The organism is Lysinibacillus sp. Y5S-8 (assembly GCF_036894365.1).
Taxonomy (GTDB): domain Bacteria; phylum Bacillota; class Bacilli; order Bacillales_A; family Planococcaceae; genus Lysinibacillus; species Lysinibacillus fusiformis_D.
Window position 1 is genome coordinate 980,691 of the sequence record NZ_CP145889.1, and the last position, 21,576, is coordinate 1,002,266.

Sequence of the window (21,576 nt, forward strand, 5' to 3'; positions counted from 1 at the left end):
TTAAGTGATAAAATGTCAAGTTTTTTTTAAAAAAAGTGGAGGAAAGTGGGGGGATGTGGTACATTATTTAATAAAGTGGGGTGAGTAGTATGTTCATGGGAGAATATCAACACTCCGTTGATGCAAAAGGGCGAATAATCGTACCGGCAAAATTTCGTGAAGCTTTAGGCGAAACGTTTGTTGTCACAAGAGGTCTCGATAACTGTCTATTTGGCTATCCTATGAATGAATGGCGAAAACTCGAAGAAAAATTAAAAGGTTTACCAATGACCAAAAAAGATACCCGAGCATTTGCAAGGTTTTTCTTTTCTGGAGCAACAGAGGTAGAAATAGACAAGCAGGGGCGTATCAATATCCCAACTACTCTTATGCAACATGCACATCTTGTAAAAGAGTGTGTGGTGTTAGGGGTTTCAAATCGAATTGAGATTTGGGCGAAAGATGCTTGGGAGGCTTACTTTAGTGAGTCTGAACAATCTTTTAATGAAATTGCAGAAAATATGATTGGCTTTGATTTTTAACTTTTATAGGTATTACAACGCGATAGTTGTATGAGGTTAAGGCCTGAAAGGAGCGTGTGGTATGTTCGATCATACAACCGTGTTATTAAAAGAAACTGTTGATGGGTTGAACATCGATCCTGATGGTGTATATGTGGACTGTACGCTAGGTGGTGCAGGTCACAGTGAATATTTAGTACAACAATTATCAGATAAAGGTCGTTTGATTTGCTTTGACCAAGATACGACGGCCATTGAAAATGCGAAAATTCGATTAGCGCCCTATATTGAGCGTGTTACATTTATTCATTCGAATTTCCGTTATTTAAAAGAGGAACTAGTAGCTCATGGTTTCGAGCAGGTTGACGGCATTTTGTATGACTTAGGCGTATCTTCTCCACAATTAGATACACCTGAACGAGGCTTTAGCTATCACCATGATGCACCACTTGATATGCGTATGGATCAAACAGCAACGCTGACAGCATTTGATGTTGTCAATCATTGGGCATATGAAGATCTCGTTCGGATATTTTTCCGTTATGGGGAAGAAAAGTTTTCAAAGCAAGTGGCTCGTAAAATCGAAGAAGCTCGTAAAGTAGCTCCAATTGAAACAACTGGTCACCTTGTAGAATTAATTAAAGAGGGTATTCCAGCAGCGGCACGCCGAAAAGGTGGACATCCAGCAAAGCGCATTTTCCAAGCAATACGAATTGCTGTCAATGATGAGCTAGGCGCAGCAGAGGATTCATTAGTCGATGCGATTGATATGATTAACGTAGGGGGGCGCATTAGTGTCATTACGTTCCATTCATTGGAGGACCGCCTATGTAAGACAATCTTTAAGGAAGCGTCATCATTACCGGAATTACCACCAAACTTACCTGTAATTCCTGATGACATGAAGCCAACTTTAAAGCTTATTACACGAAAGCCAATTATTCCTTCTGATGAAGAATTGGCAGTCAATAATCGTGCACGTTCAGCGAAGCTTAGAGTGGTGGAGAAAATTAACGACAAAGGGCGTGAGTAAATGGCAGCAGTTCGTGTAAGGCAACAGCACCAACATCAACAAGTGCAACAACCGATAACACCACCTAGTCCACAACCCACTATCATACGTCGTAAAAAACCGAACCAGAAGTTTGAAAAGACAATGCTACTTGCTTTAGTTGGCATTATTATAGTTTTAGGAGTAATAGTGTTAAATAAACAAGCAGCTATTCAAACAACAAGTATAGACATTCAAAACATTGAATCAGAAGCAGAAGAGATTGCGAAACAGAATGTTGACTTGACGGTTCGTGTGAGTGAACTTTCTACATACGAAATCATATGGAAAAAAGCGAAAGAACTCGGTTTAACTCAAAATGAGAAAAATGTAAAGGTAGTGCCGGGAGAATGAAAAAAAAGAGATTTCGATTCCAATGGGGAGCCTTTCTATTATTAATTTTTTATGGAGGGCTCTTTTTTCTATTATTCACAAGAATGGTGACGATTCAGGCGACAGGGGAAGTCAAAGGACATGAGCTTGCAGCGAGAGCCGCAGCGAAGTATGGTAAGGAAAGTGTACTTACAGCAAATCGTGGGAAGATTTATGATCAAAATGGGCAAGTAATTGCGGAAGATACATTAAGTTACCGCATAATTGCCATTGTAAGCGAAAAGGCTACGACAGATCCTAAGAAACCAAGACATGTAGTAGATTCTGAAAAAACGGCCGAGGTTTTGGCTAAGTATATTCCAGCAATGAAGGACAATGAAGAAGAGATTGTTAAAAAACTGAACAATCGATATAGAAGTGATGGCGAGCCTTTATACCAAGTTGAGTTTGGCAGCGCTGGCCGAGGCATTAGTCACGAAGTCATGAGTAAAATAAAGGATGAAAAATTACCAGGAATCCTGTTTGTCAGTGACTTAAAACGTTATTATCCAAATGGTGTATTTGCCTCCCATTTAATAGGCTATGCACTGAAAAAGGATAATGAAGATGGAACAGTTACAACAAAGGGAGAAATGGGCCTAGAGTATACGTACGATAAAGAGCTAACAGGCGTCAATGGCAAGATTAAATATGAGACGGATGCATTCCATTACTTACTTCCAAATAGCGAGAAAATGGTGACACCTGCCAAAAACGGGAATGATATTTATTTAACGCTCGATAAAACAATCCAAAGCTTTTTAGAGGAAGCAATGACAAAGGTTGAACAGGAATATAATCCTGAATCTATGACAGCGGTCGTAGCAGATCCGAAAACAGGGAAAATTTTAGCGATGTCTCAGCGTCCTACGTTCAACCCTGAAACACGTGAAAGTCAAAATATGAAGTGGTTGAATGAGGTGATTGAGGAGACAATTGAGCCTGGATCAACGATGAAAACATTCACGCTTGCTTCGGCTATTGATACAGGAAAATGGACACCGAATGAATGGTTTATGTCAGGATCATATACGGTATTTGACCGTACGATCCGAGATCACAATAGATATGGTTGGGGACCAATTACTTATTTAGAAGGGTTCCAACGATCTGCCAATACGGGTATGGCCCATTTATTAACGAAGATTGGTGATGATGTCTTTATTGAATATCTGGACCGCTTTGGTTTTGGTCATAAAACAGGTATTGATTTACCGAATGAAGCGGCAGGTACTATTTTATCGAAGTATCCTATTCAACGAGTGACAACAACTTACGGTCAAGGTTCTACAGTAACGCCTATTCAGTTAATCCAAGCGATGACAGCAATTGCGAATGATGGAAAAATGATGCAACCATATGTTATTGATCGTATTGTCGACTCATCAACTGGAAAAGTTATTCAAAAGCACGAGCCTGTGGAAAAAGGACAACCAATTAAAGCTGATACAGCGAAACAAGTACGAGAAATCCTTGCTTCAACGTTAACCTCAGATAAAGGTACGGCGAAGGATTTTATACTGGAGGATTATGAAGTTGCTGGGAAAACAGGTACTGCCCAAATTCCAAAAGCTAGTGGTGGATATCTTTCAAACCAATACCTCTATTCATTCTTAGGCTTGGCTCCTGTAGACGATCCACAACTAATTGTCTATGTCTCAGTGAAAAAACCTAAGTTGAGCAACGAGCTTGGATCTGTACCAGTGTCAAAAGTATTTAACCCGGTTATGTTAAATAGCTTAAAGCATCTTAACATCAATCCAGAAGATGTACAGCATGTCAATAAAGTTAGTATACAAGATTATACAGGTCAAAGTGCTGAAGCGGTGGAGGTAGAATTAGCGAATGATGGTTTACAGCCAATCATTGTTGGTGCTGGTGGTAAAATTATTGAACAATATCCAACGAACACTCAAAAACTCGTAAAAGGTAGTTTTATATTTTTGAAGACAGATGGCGAAATAACATTGCCAGACTTTACGAATTGGTCATTACGCAATTTACTTGTTTTCAAATCCATGACAGGGCTAGAGATGGAAATTTTCGGTGAAGGCTTTGTAGCGAGTCAAAGTGTATCCGCAGGAACTATCATCACTGATAGCTCACCGATTGTTGTCAAGCTCAAAACACCTGCAGAACGCTTTGTGCAAGATGTTGAAGCCCCCGCTGAGGGTGAAGTTGAAGAAATAGAGGATGAATAATACTGAATAGAAGTCCACTTTATTTCATACGTTGTAAAAAACAAGGTGTGATGTCGAATGAAGTGGATTTCTATCCATTCTAAAAAGCGTTTACGTATTTTATATGTGTTGTTTATGTGTGTGGCTGTGGCAATTATTGTGAGACTGTTCTTTTTGCAAGTATTAGATCAAAAAGAACTGACAACGAAGGCAGAGGAGAATTGGGACCGAGAAATTCCATTTGCAAATGAACGTGGGCATATTACAGATCGAGATGGTGAAAGCATCGTAACTAATAAGCTAGCTCCAACCTTGTATTTCATGCCTTCACAAAGTAAGGATATTGAAGGGGCTGCAGAAAAAATTGCGCAAGTTCTGGAAGTAGACAAAGAGAAGCTACTAGAGAAAATGCAGAAAAAAGCCTATTTAGTGAAGTTAGCGCCGGAAGGGAAAAATATACCCTATGAAAAAGCGGTGGAATTACAAGGTATGCAAATTGAAGGATTATACAGTGGTGTGGACTATTCTAGGGATTATCCTTACGGCACACTCTTATCTCGATTTTTAGGCTTTACTGGCTATGATGCTCAAGGCTTAGCTGGGATTGAATATGAATATGATAAATTATTGCAGGCTAATTCTTCTGCGATTCGCCTCTTTACAGATGCAAAAGGTAATAATTTACCAAATGTTTCGAGTGCATGGAAAGCGGGAGAGGATGGTGCAACGATTGAGTTAACCATCGATGTCGATGTCCAGCAGGTCGTTGAGCGTGAATTGTCACAAGCTATGAAGCGCTATGAAGCTGACCAAGCATTGGCTATTGCTATGAATCCAAATAATGGTGAAATTTTGGCATTAGCCTCCTATCCGACTTTCCATCCAGCTGAATATCAATTAGTAGAGCCTGCGATTTATAATCGAAATTTACCTGTATGGATGACATACGAGCCTGGTTCAACTTTTAAAATTATTACCTTGAGTGCAGCCTTGGAAGAAAATTTAGTGGATTTAGAACATGATACTTTTTATGACCCAGGCTATACAATGGTTGCTGGTGCAAGGCTTCGCTGTTGGAAGCGTGAGGGGCATGGGCATGAAACATTTTTAGAGGTAGTTGAAAACTCCTGTAACCCAGGCTTTATAGAATTAGGACAGCGGTTAGGTAATGAGCGGTTGTTGCAATATATTAAAGATTTTGGTTTTGGTCAAAAGACAGGATCTAATATTGCTGGTGAAGCTTCAGGGATTTTATTTTCTAAGGAAGCCTTTGGACCTGTTGAGCAGGCCACCACTTCATTTGGGCAAGGGGTAGCCGTGACACCTATTCAACAAGTGCAGGCAGTAGCTGCTGCAATCAATGGAGGCAAGCTCTATACGCCATATGTTGTGAAAAAGGTATTTAATCCGAATACAGGGGAAGTTATACAAGAGACGGAGCCAGTTGTTAAAAATCAGGTGATTCGTGAGGAGACATCTGCCAAAGTACGAGGTGCATTAGAATCGGTAGTGGCGAATGGTTCAGGTCGACAAGCCTTTCGTGATGGCTTACGAATTGGCGGTAAAACAGGAACCGCACAAAAGGTTGAAAATGGTCGTTATAAAAGTGGAGAATACATCGTATCATTTATAGGCTTTGCGCCTGCAGACAATCCGCAAATTGTCGTCTATGTAGCTGTTGACAATCCGAAAAAGACAACACAGTTTGGCGGTGTTGTAGCAGCACCGATTGTTGGGCAAATTATTGAGGATGTTGCACCTTTTGTAGGTATTGAAAAATCGAAGGAACAGCTTGAAAAGGATTATCGTTATGGTGATCCAATTACTGTGAAGGTACCGAATTTTATTGGTCAAACAAAAGATGATATTGCCAAGCAATTTTATCCATTCCGTATAGAATGGCATGGGGAAGGGACCAAAATTGGTAACCAATTACCTGAAGTGGATAGTGTTATCAAACAAGATGGTACCATTCATTTATATTTGGAGAACTAAAATAACTTTACCTTTAAAAAATGGGAAAGAACCACTATTATTATGAAGGGTAGTAATAAATAAATGAAAGTTTATGCTTTTTTCTTAAAGAAGAAAGTGAAACAAGATTTAAAGGAGATTTTTCAATGAAACTCGCAACAACACTTACCATTTTAGCTCTTGCTTTTATAGTAACAGTTATCCTGGCACCAATTAGTATTCCACTTCTTCGTCGTCTAAAGTTTGGGCAAAGTATTCGTGAAGAGGGACCAAAATCACATATGAAAAAAGCTGGTACACCAACAATGGGAGGAATCATTTTTTTAATATCTATCCTCCTTACAACTGTTGGTGTAGGAAGCTTTTTAGATTTATTAACGACACAAACCGTAGTACTTTTATTAGTATTAGCAGGGTTTGGTTTAATAGGTTTATTGGATGATGGTTTAAAAGTTGTATTTAAAAGAAATTTAGGTTTAACTTCTCTTCAGAAGTTGATTGGTCAAATTGTTATTGCTATTCTTGCTTATTTCCTGCTGTATGTAGGATCATTTGATACAACGCTCGCTATTCCGTTTACTGAGTGGACAATAGATCTTGGGGTATTCTATGTAGCCTTTTTAATTTTCTGGCTAGTAGGCTTCTCCAATGCCGTAAATTTGACGGATGGTTTAGACGGGCTAGTGGCAGGCACTGCTTCAATTGCCTTTGCAGCATTTGGCGTTATTGCGCTCTTCCAAAATCAAGCGGATATTGCACTATTTACATTTGCTGTAACAGGTGCTTTATTAGGATTTTTATTATTTAATGCCAATCCTGCCAAGGTATTTATGGGAGATACGGGTTCGTTAGCATTAGGTGGGGCATTAGCGATGGTATCTGTGCTAGTAAAGGAAGAATTCTTGCTTTTGCTAGTTGGTTTAGTGTTTGTTATCGAAACATTATCCGTTATTTTACAGGTAGGTAGCTTTAAGCTTCGCAAAAAGCGTATTTTTAAAATGAGTCCTATCCACCATCACTTTGAATTATCAGGTTGGTCAGAATGGAAAGTCGTGCTTGTCTTCTGGTCAACTGCTCTAGCAGTAGCATTGATTGCAGTTTTATCGGAGGCGTTCTAATGAAAAACTATACAGATTTACAACATAAAAAAGTACTTGTGTTAGGTCTAGCAAAGAGTGGTGTAGCCGCTGCTGAAATTTTACATGAGCTTGGCGCCTTTGTAACCGTCAATGATTCCAAACCATTTGATGAAAGTCCAGATGCACAAGGTTTATTACAAAAGGGGATTACAGTGATTTGTGGTCGTCATCCTGAAGATTTACTAGATGAAGGCTTTGAATTAGTAGTCAAAAATCCTGGGATACCTTATAGCAATCGAATTGTGGCTGATGCCCTTCATCGTGAAATACCTGTCTGGACAGAGATTGAGCTTGCTTATTTAATTAGCGATGCGCCATTTATTGGTATAACAGGATCAAATGGCAAAACCACAACGACAACTTTAATTTTTGATATGTTAAATAGTGGGAATAAAAATCCTCTAATTGCAGGAAATATTGGGACAGTAGCCTGTGGTGTCGCAAAAGAAGCTAATAAAGATGACATCATTGTAACTGAATTGTCTTCATTCCAATTGATGGGAATAAAAACGTTTAAGCCTAAAATTGCTATTTTAACAAATCTTTATGATGCACATCTTGATTATCATGGGACATTTGACAATTATGCTGGAGCAAAATTTAGTGTGACACGTAATCAAGATGATAGTGATTATTTTATTTATAATGCGGATCAACCGATTGTTGTTGGATATGCAGCACAATCGAATGCTCAAAAAGTTCCATTCAGTTCAAAGGGACGTACTACAAGCGGCATTAGTGCAGATGAGACAACGATTTATTGGCAAGGTGAGCCATATATGGAGCGCGCTCATATCGCCCTGCCTGGCAAGCATAATTTAGAAAACATCCTAGCAGCCGTTGCAGCTTGTATTTTAGTTGGCTGTGACAAGGCGAAGATGGAAGAGGTGTTAGCGACTTTTGGTGGAGTTCGTCACCGTACTCAATTCGTTCGCGAATGGAATGGTCGAAAGATTTACAATGATTCCAAGGCAACCAACTGCTTAGCAACAAAGAGTGCTTTAGATGCTTTCCAAGCACCTATTATTTTACTCGCAGGTGGCTTAGATCGTGGACATTCTTTTGAAGAACTTCGCCCTTGTATGCATCATGTAAAAGGTGTTGTTGCATTTGGAGAAACAGGCTTACGCTTTGTAGAATTTGCAAAGTCGTGTGGTGTCCAACAGACAGTCATTGCCCAAAATGTAGAAGACGCTGTACACTATGCAGCACCGATGTCGGCAGAGGGAGATATTATCTTACTATCTCCAGCATGTGCAAGCTGGGATCAATATGACAGCTTTGAAATACGCGGAGATGTTTTTATTGATGCTGTAATGAAGCTGTAATGAGCCTGTAACTATTTTAGAATATACTTGACTTGGAAGGATGGCATTACTGAGAGGTAAAGAAAGTTACTTATTGCTCGTCACAACTTTGATGCTATCAATAATCGGCATTGTTTTCGTCTATTCTGCAGGTACCTACTGGAGTGCCGTTCATTATAGTGGAAAAATGCCGTTTTATATGAAGCAAAGCATATACTTTGTGGTAGCCATTGTCGTATTTTTAATCACGATTCGATTAAATATTTTGAGAGAGCAGTCCTTTTGGAAAATGGCCTATATATTTTCGTTAATTTTACTTGTTCTCGTACTAATTCCAGGTATTGGGCTTGTGAGAAATGGCTCGCAAAGCTGGATTGGTTTAGGTCCATTAACAATTCAGCCAGCAGAGCTAACGAAAATTACAGTCATTGTGTACTTGAGTCATATATTAGCGCAACATAAAACAGGAAAACCGATTGTTAATTGGCGCCATGGGGCGATTCTTCTACTACCCGTTGCCCTTATTATGTTGCAGCCTGATTTCGGCTCAGTATTTATTCTTGTTGTCTCTGTGTTTTTATTATTTTTTGTCGCTGGCTATCCTCTAAAACTGTACGCCATGATTATGCTAGTTGGCGCTGCTGGATTGGTAGGGCTCATTGCGACAGCACCGTATCGTCTAAAGCGTATAGAAGCATTTCTTGATCCATGGGCAGATCCCTTAGTAAGTGGATTCCAAGCAGTGCAATCCTTAATGGCAATTGGTCCAGCAGGGATATTCGGTCATGGTTTTGGTCAAAGTCGTCAAAAATTCCTTTATTTACCTGAACCGCAAAATGATTTTATTTACGCGATTATTTTAGAAGAAATCGGATTAATTGGTGGCCTTGTCATTTTAGCGCTCTTTGTACTGACAATTTATGCAGGCTATAAATTTGCTGTACAGGCTAAAAATCGAACATCCTATTATGCGATTATCGGGCTTGTTACGATGTTGATGGTGCAAGCATTTCTAAATATAGCTGTCGTAATAGGTTTAGTGCCAGTAACGGGTGTTACATTGCCCTTTATTAGCTACGGAGGTACATCTTTAGTAACAATGTGGTTAATAATAGGTATTATTTATCAATTAGCGAAATAAATATAAAGGAGGAGTACTTTTTGGAGAAAGTAATCGATATAGAAGATCGCATACCTACGCTTAAAAAGCGACGAAAAAAGCGTACTAACCGGAAATTTATAGTGCTAATATTACTTTTCTTTATTGTGTTAGCAGTACTCCTTTATTTTCAATCTCCATATAGCAATATCAAGAAAATCACAGTTCATGGTGCTAAGCTAGCGAATGACGAATATTATTTGGAGACAAGTACTCTTGTTCCAGGTAAATCAATGTGGGGTTTCAAAGTGGAGGATGTTGAGCAGATTTTATTAAAGGATAAATGGGTAAAAGAAGCACATGTTAAACGTAACTGGCTACAAGGCGTTACAATTGAAATAAAAGAATGGAAAAAGGTTGCGTACTTAGCTGGAGACGGCACCTACTATCCTTTGCTAGAAAACGGCAAACGCTTTGAACAAACTGGTAATGATACACCAATTGATGCACCTGTTTTTATCGGGATAACCGGTGAAAAAACCATTAATAAGCTTGTTGAGCAGCTAGCGCAATTAAAGCCGGAAGTTTTGGCTTTAATTTCTCAAGTTAACACGAATAGTAATGATGCGAATCCAAATGCGGTCAAGCTTTATATGAATGATGGCTATGAAGTACGTGCTGTGATTCAGACGCTGGCGGAAAAGTTAGATTACTACCCCTCGATCGTTGCGCAAATTGCCAACTTAGAAAAAGGTGTGATTGATTTAGAGGTCGGTTCATACTATCGTCCTTTTAATGAGGAGTACAACAAGATAAGTATTGACTTGGAAGCAAATGCAGATGGGGAAATGGTTAACCAGGAAGTGACGGAAGATGAACAACAAGAAGAATAGCAAAGGGAGTTTTTTTTCTAGAAAACAATTTGAATTACTAATTGTTTGTGTAACAACAGGATTTATCATAGGCTATTCATACAACCAAGCAAAAGACAATCGGGAAGCAGGCACTATTAATTCAGAGCTTTTTGAGCAAGAGGACTCTTATCGTGAGGAGTTAATCACTCAACAAGAACGCAATAAAGAGCTTACAGAAGAGCTAAATAATTTACAAGAACAGATTCGAAAGTATGAAAAATCATTTGCTTCAAATGAAAAGGACTATAAGAAGCTTGTTGAACAAGCAGAGGATTTACGTTTATTACTTGGTGAACTAAAAAGTGAGGGAAAAGGCATACGTGTAACTCTTCAAGATGGAGACTATGATCCGAAATCTTTGAATCCAAATGATTATATCGTTCATGAAAGCCATGTTTTTAAATTGTTGAACGAACTGAAAATTTCAGGTGCTCAAGCCATTGCTATCAATGGACAACGTGTTATGGCTAATTCCTATATTCGCTGTAATGGACCAGTGATAACAATTGATGGGACACAGCACCCAGCGCCATTTGTGATAGAAGCAGTAGGTGATTCAGAAACTTTAATGGCTTCTTTAAATTTAAATGGTGGTGTGGTGGATCAGCTATTAAATGACAATATTATCGTGTCATTGGAAGAAAATCAAAAGCTGACAATGCCAAAAGTAAAAGTAGAGAGTTAAGGACAAGCTTTATTGTTCCTATTAAAGTCTAACTTAGCCTCCAGATAAATAGACGATTGTAGTATTTACAATTCAAATTTGAATTCTGCGGGGCATGCGATACGTCTAGGAGGGGCTATTTTGAAAAGAAATATGTACACCCGAATAACGATCGTGCTATTTATTATCGGTTTGATGATAGCGGTACAATACAATACCATACAAAAACCAGCTGAGCGAGATACACGAGATATTTGGGCAATAAGAGAGGAATTAGCACAAGAAAAGCAAAGACATTCCGCATTACTGGCAGAAATTCGCTCACTTCATGAAGTAGTGGATCGCTATGAGCAATCTGAGAAAGTAAATCAGCAAGCAGCTTTAAATGAAACATTAAATCGTTTAAAGCTACAGGCAGGATTAACAGATGTTATGGGGTCAGGTGTCATACTACATGTTGAACCTGCACCAGAATTAATTGAAATGGGGTATGAAATTAAAGAAATTTCACCCGATTTATTAACTCAGTTATTAAATACGCTTTTTAAAAATGATGCTACGAGTGTTTCCATTGATGGCAACCGTGTTGTACAAACAACAGCCATTCGGGATATAAATGGTAAGACAACAGTGAATAGTATACCACTGTCTTCACCTACTTTCGAGATTCATGTTGGGACAAGCAATTATAAAGCAGCACAAAAATTGTATAATTCACTACAAGCCTCAACATTTGTAGACTCATTTTATTTAGATAATTTTAATTTAGTGATTGAAGAGCCAACTGAGCAGTTACAAATTCCAGCATTTGATCAGCCATTGACAAATGATTATTTAGCAGAGGTAAAAAAAGGAGATTAATATATGTGGCTACCATTTTTAGGTTTGCTATTTGGACTTGCCCTTGGCTTGTTAACAAATATACAAATCCCCTCTATGTATGAAAATTATCTGTCAATAGCTGTTTTAGCAGCTTTAGATACATTATTTGGTGGTATTCGCGCGCAATTACAGCAAGTTTACGACGATAAAGTATTTGTATCAGGATTCTTTTTTAATATAGTTCTAGCAGCGGGTTTAGCCTTTATAGGCGTGAACTTAGGGATTGATTTGTATTTAGCAGCCATTTTCGCTTTTGGAGTACGTTTATTCCAAAATATAGCAATAATTAGGCGTATATTACTAACCCGCTTAGATGAAAAACGTCACAAGAGAAAAAAAACTTCCATAGAATGAGAGAAAAATTGACCAAAATACTCGATTTGCTTAGACATTATGCCAAATTTACAATAGAATGAAAATAAGAGCATTTTTCAAGGAGGTGCAGCGAATTGAATCAGCAAGATTTATACATTTCACTTGATATTGGGTCCTCCTCTATCAAGGTATTAATAGGTGAAATGAGTGACGGGCAATTACATGTAATTGGCGTCGGAAATGTAAAATCGAATGGCGTTCGAAAAGGTGCAATTGTTGATATTGATGCAACAGTACAATCTATTCGAAAAGCAGTAGAACAAGCCGAACGAATGACAGGTTATCAAATTCATGAAGTCGTTTTAGGCGTTCCAGCTAACCAGACGATGTTACAGCTAGTTAAAGGTGTTGTCGCTGTGAATAGTGAAAATAGAGAAATTACAGATGATGATTTAGACAGAGTGGTAGAATCTGCACAAGTCATGTCGATACCTCCTGAACGTGAATTAGTTAACATCATTCCAAGACAGTTTATTGTAGACAACCTTGATGAAATTAAAGATCCTCGTGGTATGATTGGCATCCGCCTTGAGATGGATGCAACAATGATAACGACTTCCAAAACGCTTCTACACAACGTTCTTCGCTGTGTCGAACGAGCTGGTTTAAGTATACGAGAAATATATTTGCAGCCATTAGCATCAGGCTACTTTGCATTAACTGAAGATGAAAAAAACCAAGGGACTGCCTTTATAGACTTAGGAGGCGGATCTACAACAATCACGGTATTTGAAGAGGGTTTGTTAACGCATACGGGTGTCATACCAGTTGGTGGTGATCATATAACGAAAGATATTTCAATCGTTTTAAAAACACCAACAGAACAAGCAGAACAGATCAAACACCAATTTGGACATGCCTTTTATGACGATGCATCTGATGATGAAGTCTTTGAAGTGCCTGTTGTAGGTACAGATTCAACTGATCAGTACAGTCAGCGTTATATTTCAGAAATTATTGGCGCTAGATTAGAAGAATTATTGGAGTTAGTGATTGATGAGTTAGCGCGTTTAGGTGTTCGAGATTTACCAGGTGGCGTTGTTTTAACCGGTGGCGTTGCAAAGCTTGAAGGAATAGCCCAATTGGCACGTCAAATTCTACAAACGCGTGTAAGAATCTATACACCCGATTATATTGGCGTTAGAGAGCCTTCATTTGCGACGGCAGTTGGACTTATTCGTTACGCCTATTTAGAAGATGATTTTTACGGTAAGAGTACGAATACGCAACCTGTTGAATATGCAGCTGTAGGGGCTCAACCAGCTATAAATAAAAAGCAAGAGTATTCTACACCTTCAGAACCAAAAGAAAGCGTAATCGGGAAAGCAAAAAAATTATTTGATAAGTTTTTTGATTAACTAGAATGCGTAATGAATGATACAGAGTCGAGTTACCGTGGGAGGAAAAAGAGATGTTAGAATTTGATACAAGTGTTGATGAACTTGCAGTAATAAAGGTCATAGGTGTTGGTGGCGGCGGTAACAACGCGGTCAATCGAATGATAGAACATGGTGTACAAGGCGTTGACTTTATCGCAGTGAACACAGATGCACAGGCATTAAACTTATCCAAAGCGGAAATAAAGCTACAAATTGGTGCTAAATTAACGCGTGGACTAGGTGCAGGTGCAAATCCTGAAGTAGGAAAAAAAGCTGCTGAAGAGAGTAGAGAACAGCTAGAAGAAGTTCTTCGTGGAGCAGATATGGTATTTGTGACAGCCGGTATGGGTGGCGGAACAGGTACTGGTGCAGCCCCAGTTATTGCACAAATTGCACGTGAATTGGGAGCCCTTACAGTAGGGGTTGTCACACGCCCATTTACGTTTGAAGGACGTAAGCGCCAAACACAAGCAATCGGTGGAATTGGTGGTATGAAGGAATCAGTAGATACACTGATTGTGATTCCGAACGATAAGCTTTTACAAATTGTAGATAAATCAACACCAATGTTAGAAGCCTTCAGAGAAGCTGATAATGTTTTACGTCAGGGTGTACAAGGTATTTCAGACTTAATTGCAACACCTGGTCTTATTAACTTAGACTTTGCTGACGTGAAAACAATTATGTCTAACAAAGGTTCAGCATTAATGGGCATTGGTATCGCAACAGGCGAAAATAGAGCTTCTGAAGCTGCGAAGAAAGCAATTTCAAGTCCATTGCTTGAATCGTCAATTGATGGTGCTAAAGGCGTCCTTATGAACATTACAGGTGGTTCAAATCTTAGTTTATTTGAAGTACAAGAAGCGGCAGATATCGTAGCTTCTGCGTCAGATGAAGAAGTAAATATGATTTTCGGTTCTGTTATTAATGAAAATCTTAAAGATGAAATCATTGTTACAGTTATTGCGACTGGCTTCACAGAAGAAGCACTACAGCAACAACGTAATACAGCAAAACCGTCACTCAACATAAACAGACAATCTGCTCCACAACAACAGGCGCCGATTCGTGAACAACGACAAGAAACGCATGTTCAACAAGAGCAGCCACGTCAAAATCAGCAACATTATGCACAGGATGACATGCTTGAAGTACCAGCATTTTTACGTAACCGCAAAAATCGCGGATAAAACAAGCATAAATCTTCTTGAAAGCTCGTATTCTACTTAGGTAGGGTACGAGCTTTTTATATTGCATAACATGTTGTTCAAATGTGTAAGGAAACCATGTATTTTGTCAAAACATTTTCAGGAAATGATGCGATTGTTTGACAATATTTGTGGGAGTAACGTGCTAACTTTGTAAGTAGGAGGCGGCTGTTATGTATGGAGAATGGCTGGTGCTCATTAATACGCTTTTTAATCTAGCAATACTCACGTTTACGGCAAGAGTAACAGGGGTCTTGGTGAAGAATTCAAGATTATTAATGAGTTCAATTTGTAGTAGTTTTGTAGCTGTCATTGGCGGTCAAATGCTGTGGACGACGATTCTTAGTTTTATATTGCTAATTGGTATAGCATTTCACTTCAAGATTCGAAGTTTTCAGAAGCAAGGTCCTATTGTATTAACAGCAACAATCGTTATTGGCGGTTTATTAACAGCTCTACAACCTTTTTTAAAAAATCTTTCTGTTACCCACTTTATTATGATTTGCTTTTTACTTGCCGTTTTAAATCTTATTGCATTCTACAAGCAATGGGGTTTTGTAAAGCTAGAACGCTTAAGTGGTCAATTTGTTTTTGATACAACTTTAAAAATTTTTGGGGCAACCATACCACTTTCTGCTTTTGTGGATACAGGTAATCAAGCTATTGAGCCATTATCAGGAAAGCCGGTTCATTTTGTTTCCTATACAGCTTTACGGCCACATTTACCTTCAGCGTTCCGTCAATCATTAATAGAATGGCAAGAAACAGATCCGTACAATGTATCCATGTTTTCAGAAGATTATCAGCGTTATATACGATTTATTCATGTTAATACGGTACAGCAGCAAACCGTAGTGCTTGGTTTTCGTTTTGATGAGTGGCATATAAAGGGGGAGCCCTCACAAGTGAAAACAAACGAATATATCGTTTTAACCAAGAAAGCTAAAAATTTTCCACATAGCACAGCAGCAATTTTACATTTTTCAGCGCTTTCAAATAACTCATAGAGGGGGAGAACTATTGCTTCTTAGGCTACTTGCTAGCTTGAAAAAATTATGGAGTAAGTTTCGGAGTCGTGAAACGTACTATATAGGGGGAAATGATTCATTGCCAGTGCCATTAAGTCGAGAAGAAGAAGTTACAGTCATTGCATCCTTTATGAACGGTGATTTACGTGCTAGAGACACACTAATTGAACGTAATTTACGTCTTGTTGTATATATTGCAAGACGTTTTGATAACACGGGCACGCCAATAGAAGATTTAATCAGCATTGGCTCGATTGGTTTAATTAAGGCGATTGAAACGTTCAATACTGATAAAAATATTAAGCTTGCAACATATGCATCACGTTGCATTGAAAACGAAATTTTAATGCATTTACGAAAAACAAGTCGTATGAAGGGTGAAGTTTCACTAGATGAACCACTAAATTCTGATGCAGATGGAAATGAATTATTACTGTCAGATATTTTAGGAACAGAAGAGCATATTATTCTTGATAATGTAGAGAAGAAAATTGAACGTCAGCATATGTTCCATGCGATTAATTTATTAGGTGCGCGAGAGCGGTATATTATGGAATGTCGTTTTGGTCTCAATGGAAAAGTTGAAATGACTCAAAAAGAGGTGGCAGATCATTTAGGCATATCGCAATCATATATTTCCCGATTAGAAAAGAAAATTATTCAAGATTTACGTGAAAATTTAAATCAACCAATTTCGTAGAAAGGGAAATTTAACCTACCTAAAATTGGTCACAGCTTTTGTGCATATTCTTGTTTCTCTCGGACAAACTGATGTCACGGTTTAGTCAGAGAATAACATCCGGAGGAATCGAATATGCGAACAAAAGTAGATCTTTGCGGCTTAGATACATCGACTTTGCCAATTTTAAAGCACGAGGAAATGAAGGAACTCTTCATCCGTTTACAAGCTGGAGAAACTGAGATCAGAGAAGAGCTTGTCATGTGCAATTTAAGGTTAGTGCTTAGTATTGTCGGTAGATTTGCCTATCGGGGTGAACAGGCAGATGATTTATTTCAAGTGGGCTGTATTGGGCTCATGAAAGCCATTGATCATTTTGATTTAAAGCATAATGTACGATTTTCGACATATGCTGTACCAATGATTATTGGTGAAATTCGTCGCCATCTGCGTGATCATCATGCATTGCGTGTATCGCGCTCTCTAAGAGATATAGCTTATAAGGCAATGCAGGCAAAAGAGCAATGGATAACCGATAATTTGCGTGAACCAACGATTGAAGAAATTGCTGAGATGATTGACATGAAAAAAGAAGATGTTTTATTCGCTTTAGATGCCATTCAAGATCCAGTTTCTTTACAGGAGCCCATTTATTCAGACGGTGGAGACGCTGTTTATATGATGGACCAATTACGTGATGATGATGTATCAGAGGATCAATGGGTTGCCTACGTGTCGGTAAAGGAAAGCTTGCAAAAGCTAGATGAACGTCAGCAAATGATTGTTGCCAAACGTTTCTATTTTGGTGAAACGCAAACGGAAATCGCGAAGGAATTGGGGATTTCCCAAGCACAAATTTCACGTCTTGAAAAAAATGCTATTGAAACAATGCAAAAAGATTACAAATAAAAAAATGCGCATCGGATTATTCGATGCGCATTTTATCTTCATTCAATGAACAAGTGATACATAAATATAAAGTAACAGCTAAGTTTGATGATAGAAATGAATGTACAAAAATAAAGAATAGAGGAGGTATGTCATTGCGTTTTTCATTATTACAGCAAAAAGAAGTGATTGAAGCAGGAAATGGGCGATTTATAGGATTTGTAATAGATGCTGAAGTCTCAAAAGAAACGGGCTATGTGACAGCATTTTTGATTGCAGAGCCTCGTAAATATCTTGGTTTTTTTAAAGGGGAAGAGTCTGTAAGAAAAGTGTATATGAAAGATGTGCTTGTTGTTGGCAAGGATGTTATTTTAGTTAAAGCACTTTCCTAGGGCATATGTTAATAAAATTGTGGTGAATGTAAACTGACATAGGTCAGGCTATTCATTGATAAATCAAGCATTGCTTGTTACAATAAAAGAAACTATTGTTGTAAAGTTGGGAAAAACAGTGACAAAAATCTTAACAAATTTAAACAAACTACAGGATTTAATAACAGCAGCAGAAAAAAAAGGGAATCGTCAGGGTGATAAAGTCCAAATAATTGCCGTAACGAAAGAAGTTTCTGTTGAAAGAACACAAGAAGCAATTGATGCAGGACTCTCTCATTTAGGAGAAAATAGACCTGAAGGCCTGCAACGTAAAATTGCAGAGATTCACGCTGATGTACATTGGCATTATATCGGGTCTCTTCAAACACGTAAAGTAAAACAAGTCATTAACAGCATTGATTATTTACACTCCTTAGATCGTTTGAGTCTAGCAGAAGAAATTGAAAAAAGAGCAGATCAGCCAGTTAAATGTTTTGTACAAGTAAATGTTTCGGGTGAAGAATCAAAACATGGCTTAAGTATCGAAGAAGTTTTGCCTTTTGTAAAAGCGTTAAAGAGTTTTACAAAGATTCAAGTTGTAGGTTTAATGACCATGGCACCAAATACAGAAGACGAAGCAATCATTCGCTCTGTTTTCAAGCAATTAAAACAATGTCAACAGCAAATAGCCGAGCAAGGATTCGCACACGCACCTTGTACCGAGTTATCAATGGGCATGTCTAATGACTTTGAAATTGCGGTAGAGGAAGGGGCTACTTTTGTTCGAGTCGGAACGGCTCTTGTTGGAAATGAAAGAGGGGAACAGGATGAGCATGAAAAATAAAATTAAAAACTTCTTTTACCTTGAAGAAGAACTAGAAGAAGAAATCACGCAAGCTCCTATTCAGCAGCAACAGCCCATACAACAACAGCAACCGATTCATTCCGTAAAGCCTAAAAAAACGATTAAAGAGCGTAGGGCGCCTATTCAAGAAATTATGCCGCAAAGTTCAGCAACGCCTAACAACATTGTAAGCTTGCAGGCAGCTATGAGCTCTAAGGGAGCAAAAGTTGTTTTAATTGAGCCTAGAGTTTATGCAGAAGCACAAGATATCGCGGAGCATTTAAAAAATAAGCGTGCTGCAATCGTCAATTTACAACGTATTGAACGAGAGCAAGGCAAACGCATTATTGATTTTTTAAGTGGTACAGTCTATGCACTTGCCGGGGATATCCAACGTATCGGTAAAGATATTTTCCTTTGTACGCCAGATAATGTAGAAGTGACTGGTGAAATTACAAACTTTATTTTAGACGATAATTAATAGCGAGGATTGTAGTTTATATGACTTTTTTTATAATACTTGGTTATGTATCATTAGCATTTAGAATCTATTCATTTATGCTAATTGGCTATATTTTAATGTCTTGGGTGCCTGCCGCTCAAAATTCAGCCATTGGACGTATGCTTGAAAAAGTGTGTGAGCCGTATTTAGGGATTTTCAGAAAGTTCATTCCACCACTTGGAATGATTGATATTTCACCAATTGTGGCTATCTTCATGTTGAATTTTATTGAACGAGGGCTTGTTATAGTCATCCAGAAAATATTTCTTATGTTCGTTTAGCAGTAAATCCTCACTCTTAGGTGGGGATTTTTTATTTAGCAATGTTTTTGTACGGAAAGAGCAACGGCCAAAAATAGAGGGTGATAAAGGTTTGTTTAACGGGTGTTCAAATATCTTTGTATAATGAGACTGCCCCAGTGGAAAAAAGAGCTTTTCAAGTAAACGTAAAAAAATTATACTCAATGATGCAAAGACGTCATAACTTGGAAATACTATGTTCATCCAGCCCACCAAGCATATAGAACTAGTGAAAGAGGAGACAACGAGATGGAACACTTAATTCAGCATTTTCGAAAAGATGAACAACCGTTTATTGAACAAGTAATAAGCTGGCAGCGTGAGGTAGAGGATCGCTATGCACCTAAGCTAACAGATTTTCTTGATCCCAGACAGCGTTTTATCGTGACATCTATTATCGGACAGGACGACACATTGAAAACGGCATGTGCAGGGTTATTTGACGGGGCAGAGAGACAGCGTATGCTTATTTATCCTACTTACTATGAAGTTATGGAGGAAGACTTTCAGCTGACAGCATTTACGATTCACTATCCTATGAAATTTGTCCAGCTCCGGCATCCAGATGTGTTAGGGGCCTTGTTATCATTAGGCTTGAATCGTGGTAAATTTGGTGATATACGTGTCAATGAGCAGCAGGTGCAATTTGTAGTAGCACAGGAGGTAGCAGATTATGTTCGTTTGCATTTAACGGGTATTGGTAAAGTCAAGGTACATGTTGAATCTTTAAAGCAAGACGAGCCACTTCTCTTCAATGAGGATGAGTGGTTTGAGGAATCTCATACTGTTTCATCCATGCGTTTAGATGTGATTATCGCTACCATTTTAAATGTGTCACGTCAAAAGGCACAAGCTTTGATTACTGGGAATAAAGTACGTGTCAATTGGACAGAGCGAGATACAGTTGCCTTTGAATTACAAGAAGGGGATATTTTATCGATACGAGGGAGCGGTCGTGTGAAAATTATTATGACAGAAGGCCGTACAAAAAAGGATAAAATCCGTCTGCAAATCGGTCGATTGGCCCAAAAAAGCTGAAAGTGAAGTAAATTTCATTAATTTTTACTGCTAAGTTGTCGGAACAATTGTATAATAGAAATTACGAATGTACATGTAAAGGAGAGAAGGATTGTATGCCATTATCACCTATTGATATACATAATAAGGAGTTTACAAAAGCTTTCAGAGGTTATGCTGAAGATGAAGTAAATGAATTTTTAGACCAAATCATTAAAGACTACGAAATTTTGTTACGTGAAAAAAAAGAGGTTGATAAGCAATTAGAGATGGCCTTAGAACAGGCGAGGCATTTTAGCTCCTTAGAAGAAACTTTGCAGAAGTCCATTGTTGTTGCACAAGAAGCGGCTGATGAAGTGCGAAGAAATTCACAAAAAGAGGCTAAACTCATTGTAAAAGAGGCTGAGAAAAATGCTGATCGAATTGTCAATGATGCTTTAACAAAAGCTCGTAAGGTGACGATTGAAATTGATGAGCTTAAAAAACAATCTAAAGTATTCCGTAATCGTTTCAAGATGCTTGTTGAGGCACAGCTTGATTTGCTTAATGCTGATGACTGGGATCATTTGCTTCAATATGATATTGATTTAACAGAAATTCAAGCATCTGTTGAGGAAGCACAGGAATCTGAAGAGATGTAACTTTTCTTTTTAATGGTTGCACTCGACAAATGAAACTTGACGCCATTGTTTGAATTTCATATACTTTGTAATAGTAATTATTTTGAAAAGATATGCATACAGGCAGAGACGAAGACAGTATTTGTTAGGCGTAGTTAAGCGATTTGGGGACAGTGAGAGCCCAAACATGCAACTAACATTGAATATCACTTCTGAGCTAAATAGCTGAAAAAAGTAGGTTATTTCGTGATGCACGACGTTAACGTGCTTGAAAGAGGTAGTGC

General features: G+C 38.3%; 23 protein-coding genes and 1 other annotated feature (1 of these 24 cut by a window edge). All 23 genes read left to right on the forward strand.

What is annotated here, in order from left to right; translation table 11 throughout:
- Positions 1-89: 89 nt before the first annotated feature.
- The 23 genes from mraZ (at position 90) to V6670_RS04690 (ending at position 21,313) form a co-directional block, all read left to right on the forward strand.
- Positions 90-521 carry a division/cell wall cluster transcriptional repressor MraZ gene (mraZ, locus tag V6670_RS04580; protein WP_036125263.1) on the forward strand — a complete coding sequence of 144 codons (432 nt, stop codon included), beginning with the start codon at positions 90-92 and terminating at the stop codon, positions 519-521.
- 61 nt (positions 522-582) lie between these two features.
- Positions 583-1,533, forward strand: coding sequence for a 16S rRNA (cytosine(1402)-N(4))-methyltransferase RsmH (rsmH, locus tag V6670_RS04585; RefSeq protein ID WP_036125261.1), 951 nt, complete (start codon positions 583-585; stop codon positions 1,531-1,533).
- Positions 1,534-1,905 carry a cell division protein FtsL gene (locus tag V6670_RS04590; protein WP_141903403.1) on the forward strand — a complete coding sequence of 124 codons (372 nt, stop codon included), beginning with the start codon at positions 1,534-1,536 and terminating at the stop codon, positions 1,903-1,905.
- Entirely contained in the window at positions 1,902-4,124 is a 2,223-nt protein-coding gene (locus V6670_RS04595; RefSeq protein WP_141903404.1) for a penicillin-binding protein, read from the forward strand. Before V6670_RS04590 ends, V6670_RS04595 begins: the two co-directional genes overlap by 4 nt.
- A gap of 57 nt (positions 4,125-4,181) precedes the next feature.
- Entirely contained in the window at positions 4,182-6,098 is a 1,917-nt protein-coding gene (locus tag V6670_RS04600; protein ID WP_141903405.1) for a stage V sporulation protein D, read from the forward strand.
- A 125-nt stretch (positions 6,099-6,223) separates the two neighbouring features.
- Positions 6,224-7,195 carry a phospho-N-acetylmuramoyl-pentapeptide-transferase gene (gene mraY / locus V6670_RS04605; protein WP_141903406.1) on the forward strand — a complete coding sequence of 324 codons (972 nt, stop codon included), beginning with the start codon at positions 6,224-6,226 and terminating at the stop codon, positions 7,193-7,195.
- On the forward strand, positions 7,195-8,544 hold the full coding sequence (murD, locus tag V6670_RS04610) for a UDP-N-acetylmuramoyl-L-alanine--D-glutamate ligase (protein ID WP_338652861.1): 1,350 nt from the start codon (positions 7,195-7,197) through the stop codon (positions 8,542-8,544). The genes mraY and murD overlap by 1 nt, the downstream gene beginning before the upstream one ends.
- A 40-nt stretch (positions 8,545-8,584) precedes the next feature.
- The gene (gene ftsW, locus V6670_RS04615; RefSeq protein WP_338652862.1) at positions 8,585-9,664 is read left to right on the forward strand and encodes a putative lipid II flippase FtsW; all 1,080 of its coding nucleotides are present in this window, start codon (positions 8,585-8,587) and stop codon (positions 9,662-9,664) included.
- A gap of 20 nt (positions 9,665-9,684) precedes the next feature.
- Positions 9,685-10,515 (forward strand): cell division protein FtsQ/DivIB, encoded by an 831-nt coding sequence (locus V6670_RS04620; protein WP_141903409.1) that lies wholly within the window; start codon positions 9,685-9,687, stop codon positions 10,513-10,515.
- Positions 10,496-11,221: a DUF881 domain-containing protein gene (locus tag V6670_RS04625; RefSeq protein WP_036125243.1), complete on the forward strand. Its 726-nt coding sequence runs from the start codon at positions 10,496-10,498 to the stop codon at positions 11,219-11,221. Before V6670_RS04620 ends, V6670_RS04625 begins: the two co-directional genes overlap by 20 nt.
- A 120-nt stretch (positions 11,222-11,341) precedes the next feature.
- The gene (locus V6670_RS04630; RefSeq protein ID WP_141903410.1) at positions 11,342-12,061 is read left to right on the forward strand and encodes a DUF881 domain-containing protein; all 720 of its coding nucleotides are present in this window, start codon (positions 11,342-11,344) and stop codon (positions 12,059-12,061) included.
- A 3-nt stretch (positions 12,062-12,064) separates the two neighbouring features.
- A complete protein-coding gene (locus V6670_RS04635) occupies positions 12,065-12,436 on the forward strand; it encodes a small basic family protein (RefSeq protein ID WP_141903411.1) in 372 nt (123 codons plus the stop codon).
- A gap of 95 nt (positions 12,437-12,531) precedes the next feature.
- Entirely contained in the window at positions 12,532-13,815 is a 1,284-nt protein-coding gene (gene ftsA / locus V6670_RS04640) for a cell division protein FtsA (protein WP_036125235.1), read from the forward strand.
- 53 nt (positions 13,816-13,868) lie between these two features.
- Complete coding sequence (gene ftsZ, locus V6670_RS04645; protein WP_058843469.1) at positions 13,869-15,026, forward strand: cell division protein FtsZ; 1,158 nt, start codon at positions 13,869-13,871, stop codon at positions 15,024-15,026.
- Positions 15,027-15,217: 191 nt separating this feature from the next.
- A complete protein-coding gene (locus tag V6670_RS04650) occupies positions 15,218-16,051 on the forward strand; it encodes a sigma-E processing peptidase SpoIIGA (protein ID WP_036125177.1) in 834 nt (277 codons plus the stop codon).
- 13 nt (positions 16,052-16,064) lie between these two features.
- Positions 16,065-16,772, forward strand: a complete 708-nt coding sequence (sigE, locus tag V6670_RS04655; RefSeq protein WP_009373518.1) for an RNA polymerase sporulation sigma factor SigE — start codon at positions 16,065-16,067, stop codon at positions 16,770-16,772.
- 114 nt (positions 16,773-16,886) lie between these two features.
- Positions 16,887-17,660 carry an RNA polymerase sporulation sigma factor SigG gene (gene sigG / locus V6670_RS04660; RefSeq protein ID WP_010858342.1) on the forward strand — a complete coding sequence of 258 codons (774 nt, stop codon included), beginning with the start codon at positions 16,887-16,889 and terminating at the stop codon, positions 17,658-17,660.
- 23 nt (positions 17,661-17,683) lie between these two features.
- The gene (locus V6670_RS04665) at positions 17,684-18,031 is read left to right on the forward strand and encodes a YlmC/YmxH family sporulation protein (RefSeq protein ID WP_338652875.1); all 348 of its coding nucleotides are present in this window, start codon (positions 17,684-17,686) and stop codon (positions 18,029-18,031) included.
- A gap of 118 nt (positions 18,032-18,149) precedes the next feature.
- Positions 18,150-18,854, forward strand: a complete 705-nt coding sequence (locus tag V6670_RS04670; RefSeq protein ID WP_338654481.1) for a YggS family pyridoxal phosphate-dependent enzyme — start codon at positions 18,150-18,152, stop codon at positions 18,852-18,854.
- Positions 18,838-19,335: a cell division protein SepF gene (locus V6670_RS04675; protein WP_036125175.1), complete on the forward strand. Its 498-nt coding sequence runs from the start codon at positions 18,838-18,840 to the stop codon at positions 19,333-19,335. The genes V6670_RS04670 and V6670_RS04675 overlap by 17 nt, the downstream gene beginning before the upstream one ends.
- A gap of 20 nt (positions 19,336-19,355) precedes the next feature.
- Positions 19,356-19,637, forward strand: coding sequence for a YggT family protein (locus tag V6670_RS04680; RefSeq protein WP_058843470.1), 282 nt, complete (start codon positions 19,356-19,358; stop codon positions 19,635-19,637).
- Positions 19,638-19,904: 267 nt separating this feature from the next.
- Positions 19,905-20,693: an RNA-binding protein gene (locus V6670_RS04685; RefSeq protein ID WP_338652876.1), complete on the forward strand. Its 789-nt coding sequence runs from the start codon at positions 19,905-19,907 to the stop codon at positions 20,691-20,693.
- Positions 20,694-20,788: 95 nt separating this feature from the next.
- Positions 20,789-21,313 (forward strand): DivIVA domain-containing protein, encoded by a 525-nt coding sequence (locus tag V6670_RS04690; protein ID WP_036125171.1) that lies wholly within the window; start codon positions 20,789-20,791, stop codon positions 21,311-21,313.
- Between the two features lie 96 nt (positions 21,314-21,409).
- Positions 21,410-21,576, forward strand: a binding site (T-box leader) (it continues 57 nt past the right edge of the window).